This window comes from Oleiphilus sp. HI0117 (genome assembly GCF_001635235.1).
Map to the genome: position 1 here is coordinate 1 of NZ_LWGA01000474.1, position 5,819 is coordinate 5,819.

6 protein-coding genes and 1 pseudogene are annotated in these 5,819 nt (G+C 45.9%); 1 reads left to right on the plus strand and 6 read right to left on the minus strand.

Going from position 1 to position 5,819, the window contains the following annotated elements; all coding sequences use genetic code 11:
• The 5 genes from mnmH to A3757_RS05410 all read right to left on the minus strand — a co-directional run.
• A partial coding sequence (gene mnmH / locus A3757_RS05390) for a tRNA 2-selenouridine(34) synthase MnmH (protein ID WP_068739272.1) occupies nucleotides 1-1,079 on the minus strand: 1,079 nt, incomplete at its 3' end.
• A gap of 99 nt (nucleotides 1,080-1,178) precedes the next feature.
• Nucleotides 1,179-1,952, minus strand: coding sequence for a sulfite exporter TauE/SafE family protein (locus A3757_RS05395; RefSeq protein ID WP_068553335.1), 774 nt, complete (start codon nucleotides 1,950-1,952; stop codon nucleotides 1,179-1,181).
• A 32-nt stretch (nucleotides 1,953-1,984) separates the two neighbouring features.
• Complete coding sequence (locus tag A3757_RS05400) at nucleotides 1,985-2,689, minus strand: pirin-like bicupin family protein (RefSeq protein ID WP_068513578.1); 705 nt, start codon at nucleotides 2,687-2,689, stop codon at nucleotides 1,985-1,987.
• A gap of 40 nt (nucleotides 2,690-2,729) precedes the next feature.
• Nucleotides 2,730-3,698, minus strand: a complete 969-nt coding sequence (locus A3757_RS05405; protein ID WP_068553336.1) for a glutathione S-transferase family protein — start codon at nucleotides 3,696-3,698, stop codon at nucleotides 2,730-2,732.
• An 84-nt stretch (nucleotides 3,699-3,782) separates the two neighbouring features.
• Nucleotides 3,783-4,229 carry a DoxX family protein gene (locus A3757_RS05410; RefSeq protein ID WP_068568149.1) on the minus strand — a complete coding sequence of 149 codons (447 nt, stop codon included), beginning with the start codon at nucleotides 4,227-4,229 and terminating at the stop codon, nucleotides 3,783-3,785.
• A 120-nt stretch (nucleotides 4,230-4,349) separates the two neighbouring features.
• Between A3757_RS05410 and A3757_RS05415 the strand changes: the two genes are divergently transcribed.
• On the plus strand, nucleotides 4,350-5,246 hold the full coding sequence (locus tag A3757_RS05415; RefSeq protein ID WP_068554157.1) for a LysR family transcriptional regulator: 897 nt from the start codon (nucleotides 4,350-4,352) through the stop codon (nucleotides 5,244-5,246).
• 206 nt (nucleotides 5,247-5,452) lie between these two features.
• Here A3757_RS05415 and A3757_RS05420 read toward each other — a convergent pair.
• Nucleotides 5,453-5,819 (minus strand): annotated as a pseudogene (locus tag A3757_RS05420) (peroxidase); the annotation flags it as partial.

Here is a 5,819-nt window from a genome sequence, read left to right on the forward strand (position 1 = left end):
GCGTCTTTGCTTCCCCGCAATACAATTCTTTCAGCCTTCTTTGAGAGCTGATAATCGTACATTGGGTCGTAGTAATCTTTTAGTAAATGTTCGATCCACTCCCGGTGAAGGCCGTAAGCCTCATCAGATTCTGAAGCAGAAAATTGTTGTTTGATCGCTCGTGCCATCATTTGCTGTAGATGATTCTTTCGCTCGCTACCCAAGCGGCGTTCTATTCTCCCTAAACTCTCAAACAGATAGTTAGAGAAATTCTCAATGCCCTGCTCTTCACCGTCCCGGCTTAAGTAGGCTTCGGTCATATCAATCACATAGTCTTGAAGCACTACATCGATTCGTTCTTCCAAAGGCGTTTCTAAGACAATTAAAGGGCAAGCAGACATGCGGTCTTTCAAAGTCAAAGGCAAAGCACAACGGCCAATCAAACGACTTTCGTCTTCCAGAAATACCGTGCCGCTATTTTGATGGCGCGCTTTTAATAGGGCGATGGATAGTTTGTTTTCAAAATCTATTTGGCTAGGTTGAGGGGTCAACATTCGACCAAAGCTAGAACCACGATGATGAGCCAAGCCTTCTAGATCGACGTAATTATTGAACTGCTTCAAAACGCGTGTTTTACCGGTGCCCGTTCGGCCACTAATAACGGTGAAGTCTAGCTCGCTGATTTGCGTTTCCATTTCGTCAATCAGAAAACGACGCATGGCTTTGTAGCCGCCTTTTATCAAGGGGTAATCCACACCTACGTCTTTAATCCAGCCTTGTGTGGTTCTTGATCGCAAACCACCCCGAAAGCAATACAAATAGCCCTGGGGGTTCTGTTTAGCAAAAGCCAACCAGGCCTCAAGCTTTTGGGCTTTATTTTCGCCACATACCAGCTCGTGTCCTAGTTCAATGGCACTATCCTGGCCTGATTCTTTATAACGAATACCAATCAAACGCCGTTCTTCATCATCCATTAAGGGTGCGTTGAGGGTATTTGGAAAGGCACCTTTATCGAACTCAACCGGTGCTCGAACATCCATTAGCGGAATATCATTCAGGAAAAGTTCGAGGTAGTTGTCTGTATCAGGTCTGTTGCTCATAGTGCTTAATAGTCAGGCGGTGCAAAGAAGGGGGAGATTATAGGGAAAATGCTTATGTAGAGCCATGCCTTATCTTTAAAACACTAGAACCAAAAGGCTTTAGAGCGCCACACTAATGAGTAAGCCAAGCCCTGACAGAAATAACAAACCCTTACACGCAGACATGAAATGGGCTTCACTCATTTTTGTATGCAAGCGATGTCCTAAGCTCGAACCAAGTAAGCAAGCCGGTAACAAAATTATGTCGATAATCAACAACGACGACACAGAAAAACCACTCTGTGACTGGGCGGCTAAGGCATACGGAACGATTTTAACCAGATTCATCATCGCAAAAAACATGGCAGCGCTTGCCAACCACGTGCGCTTGGGTAATCGTATCGTGGCCAAATAAATATTAATCGGTGGACCACCTGCGTGTAGCAATGTGCTGGTTAAACCAGACAAGGTCGCCCAAAAAAGACCTGCATAGGGCAGGTGAGCCAAAACGGGGCTCAACTGTTTCCACAGCGCGAATGCAATGCAAAATAAACCAAGCAAAGACTGTAACAAGCTACTGGACAATCCACCCAATAAATAGCCACCCGCGATGATGCCGACCAGTGCCGCGGGGCCGATCACTTTTATTTCTTGCCAGTTCACGCTGCGCCAATAATAGTGCATCGTCTTTGCGTCCATCACAATGAGAAGCGGCAACATTAAAATAGCGGCAACCGGCACGGGCATCACGAACGATAGTAATGGTACCGCGATAACACCCGCTCCTCCGGCAAAACCAGATTTTGAGATTCCCGTTATTAACACGCCAACCACGGCTAGCCCCCAAAATAGCGGGTCAAGCAATAATAGGCTTAGGTCATCAGTTGCATTCATCAGAATGTTTTCTCGCGTTATATTACAAGCAATTATCTTGGCGGGAGGTCAAACCAAAGAGCAGTCAAGCCTTCATCTTTGGCCGTAATAGATAGCTGATCTTTTATAATACCTAGACCATCACCTGGCTTTAATTCAAGCTTGTCAGTCGATGTAACGCCAAGTCCCTCCCCCTCAATTACATGCAAATAACCCACTCGCGCTTGAGCCGTCAATTCGTAGCGTTCTCCGGCGTTTAGCTGCAAGCGAAAAAGGCTCACATCCTGGTGAATACTTAGGCTACCGTTGCTTCCATCTGGCGTTACCAAAGCTGTCAGTGTCGAAGACTGTAAGATGGGCATTTGCTCGTAACTAGGTTCAATGAGTTTTACATTTGGACTGATCCAAATTTGCAAAAACTTCAATGCTTCGGTTTTAGATGCGTTAAATTCAGAGTGCATAATCCCTGACCCTGCGCTCATACGCTGAACCTCTCCCTCAGGCACTATAAAGTGATTTCCTGTGCTATCTCTGTGCTCGATAGCCCCCTCCAATATATAAGAAATAATTTCCATATCTCGATGACCATGATTATCAAAACCCGCACCGGGGGAAACCTCATCATCATTGATGACTCTCAGTACCGAAACTCCCATGTGATCGGCGTCGTAATAGTGACCAAACGAAAAGCTATGTTGGCTATTTAACCAAGAAAAGTTGGCCTTACCTCGTTCGTCAGCAGCTCGATAATAAAGCATGACAACTCCTTACTTTTGATGAAAATAGTGACTGAGATCGTTAGTTAGCTTTTTCCAACTGGTCTCGATCATGGGGTAAATCGAAATCTTGTTCAGGCCCTAAAGGAATGACCCCCGTCGGATTGATCGTAAGGTGACTGGCGTAATAGTGGGTTTTGATATGCTCAAAATTCACTGTCTGGGCCACCCCTGGCACTTGATACAGCTCGCGAACATAAGAACTCATCGCGGGGTAACTCGCTATCAGTTGTCTATTGGTTTTAAAGTGTCCAAAATAAACAGCGTCGAATCGAATCAGTGTCGTAAATAGACGCCAGTCAGCTTCGGTTAGTGTTGATCCACACAGATAACGCTGCTTAGACAGTAAGCCTTCTACCCAATCTAGGGCATCAAATAATTGATGGTAAGCGTCTTCATAGGCTTCTTGCGTCGTCGCAAAACCTGCACGATAAACACCGTTATTAATGCAGTCATAAATTCGTTCGTTAATCATATCAATCGACTCACGCAAGCCCTCTGGATAATAGTCATCAGTATTGCCAGTTAGGTGATTAAAGGCTGAGTTAAACATGCGAATAATTTCAGACGACTCATTACTGACAATCGTTTGGGTCTGTTTATCCCATAAAACCGGTACCGTAACCCGCCCCTCGTATTGGCTATCAGCGCGCATGTAAAGCTGGTAAGCGTATTGAAAACCGTACAGCGGGTCGGTAACTTCCCAACCGTTTTCTAACATTATCGGGTCGACTACCGTCACATCGATATAATCTTGTAGATTCTTCAGCTGGCGAAAAATCAACGTGCGATGAGCCCATGGGCACGCCAACGAAACATACAAATGGTAGCGGCCTTTCTCTGCCTTAAACCCCTTCTCACCCTGCGGGCCAGGTTGACCATCGGCGGTCAACCAACTTCTGAAGCGACTATCTTGGCGACGAAACTCACCTCCGCTATCGCTCGTGTCATACCACTGATCAACCCATTTCCCATCTTGTATTAAGCCCATGACCTTGTACCTCAATAACGATTATCAAAGTGCGATGTTTTGAGTCGCACTTAACTATCTGAATCTGATTAATCAACGTGTTGGCTAAACAGTCTTGTACGATAAAAGTGCCTTATCAATACTCAAACTACCTGCACCTCTAATCGTTAAGGTTGCGCTGATAACCAGTAATGCGAGCGCAAACTCATAACCGTTAGTTGCCATAAAAAATCCATTTTCAATGTGAGCCGTGACAATCGCCACAATCATAGTGATTGCCAGTACCAAGGCCGCTGGACGAACCAAAAAGCCAACTATCAGCAATAAACCGGCGAAGAATTCGGCACTCCCTGCAAGCCCTGCCATCAAGATACCGGGCGATAATCCAATCGACTCCATCCAACCCGCCGTTCCATCCAATCCATAGCCACCAAACCAGCCAAATAGTTTCTGACTGCCGTGTGCGGCGAATGTGATGCCCGCGCCAATTCGGATAGGTAGCGTGTCTAGGCACGCAGTCGTTGTGCTGATTTTGTTGAATAGTGCTTTCATGGCGTGTTTCCTCTGTGTTTTGATTTGATGAAATAAGTGTATCGCGCTGAAGAACTTCCAATAAGTGCCAATATCTGTTTAGAATGATCTAATAATTAGAACAATCTTTATGGAACCTTAATGATTAGAAACCCGATCACTATTGAAGCCTTAGAAACCTTAGACGCGATAGATAGACGAGGAAGCTATGCAAAAGCATCTGAAGAATTGAAGAAAGCCACCTCGGCCGTTTCTTATGCTATTCAGAAGCTCGAAGAACAATTGGGTATCACTTTGTTTCAGCGTCAAGGTCGACGCTCGGTATTAACCCCCGCAGGGCAGCTAATTTTGCAAGAAGGGCGAAAGATTCTGATGGCGACTTCTCAGCTGGCTAATTCAGCAAAAGAAGTTGCCACGGGTTGGGAGCCGAAAATACGAATCGCGATGGAGTCCACGCTGAATCAACCTGTACTATATGATGTGCTGTCTGACTTTCTGGCCGAACACGAAAATGTAGAAGTTGATCTAATTGAGTGCGTACTTAACGGCGGCTGGGAAGCACTTGAGCAAGACCGCGTAGAACTCCTTGTCGGCGCGCCAGGACCGGTACCATTACAAAAAGGCTTCCGCGCAATTCCACTAACAGACACCGACCTAATACCGGTTATTGCCACGTCCCATCAACTTGCTGAACTCGCCTTAGATACACAGAGGCTCACCGAAATACTGCCTAAGTTAAGACGCGTTGTTACCCATGACACCTCAATACTGGAGGTGTCGCGCAGCGCCGGGCTCACAGATGCAGGGAAAACCTTTTATGTACAAACCATGGATCAAAAGGTCGAAGCCATATTAGCAGGTATAGGTATTGGTCACTTGCCGCGAAAACGTATTCACCAAGCCATTGAGAGTGGCAAGCTGAAGGAGCTTAAGCTTGCTAAGGTAAATAATCATGAATGCTTTATGGCATGGAAACTCAGCAATAAAGGCAAAGGTCTGCAGGCATTAACTCAATTACTGGCCACTGCAAAGTGGTAGGTGACAGCGTCAGACCAACCAAGCACTCCCCTCCTTCAGTAGGGCTTCTCAGACTAGAAGTATAAAAAAAGCCCCGAAGTCTCGAAAGACTCCGGGGCACAACTCCCTTCATTTTGACTGATCCTCCTGCTCTAGAACAGCCAATATGTTATTTACCAAAGTACAGATTGATAAATACAAGGGTTAGGCTAAGTTGAAATCCTTACTTATTGATCCTCTACACGCTGGTGGTTGAAGAAAACACCACCGTCACCAAAGGCCGAGCTGATAAACTCAGAACTTAGGCGAATCGTACCAACTTTCTTAGCACTATCACGACGAGATTTCGCATACTTCTTATGAAAATACGGGAAGATAGAAGTGCGAATTTTCTCGCTCGTTGCGTAGACGTCATAGATAGGCGTACCTTCTGGTAAGCTTTCCAAGTCGTCACGGAAGTCATGAGAAGCACTTGAGAACAAGCCCTTCACTTCTGGGCGCGGAACAAAGTAAACCTGCGTCGGCGTAACAACGCTGCTTTCTTTGGTGCCATCTGCGCGAACCTTCGCCATCTTCTCTACAGAAAGCGTGGTT

Coding starts and splice junctions, on each gene's coding strand:
- A3757_RS05395 (WP_068553335.1), bottom strand. CDS start 1,952: ATGAATGCAACTGATGACCTAAGCCTATTATTGCTTGACCCGCTATTT.
- A3757_RS05400 (WP_068513578.1), bottom strand. CDS start 2,689: ATGCTTTATTATCGAGCTGCTGACGAACGAGGTAAGGCCAACTTTTCT.
- A3757_RS05405 (WP_068553336.1), bottom strand. CDS start 3,698: ATGGGCTTAATACAAGATGGGAAATGGGTTGATCAGTGGTATGACACG.
- A3757_RS05410 (WP_068568149.1), bottom strand. CDS start 4,229: ATGAAAGCACTATTCAACAAAATCAGCACAACGACTGCGTGCCTAGAC.
- A3757_RS05415 (WP_068554157.1), top strand. CDS start 4,350: ATGATTAGAAACCCGATCACTATTGAAGCCTTAGAAACCTTAGACGCG.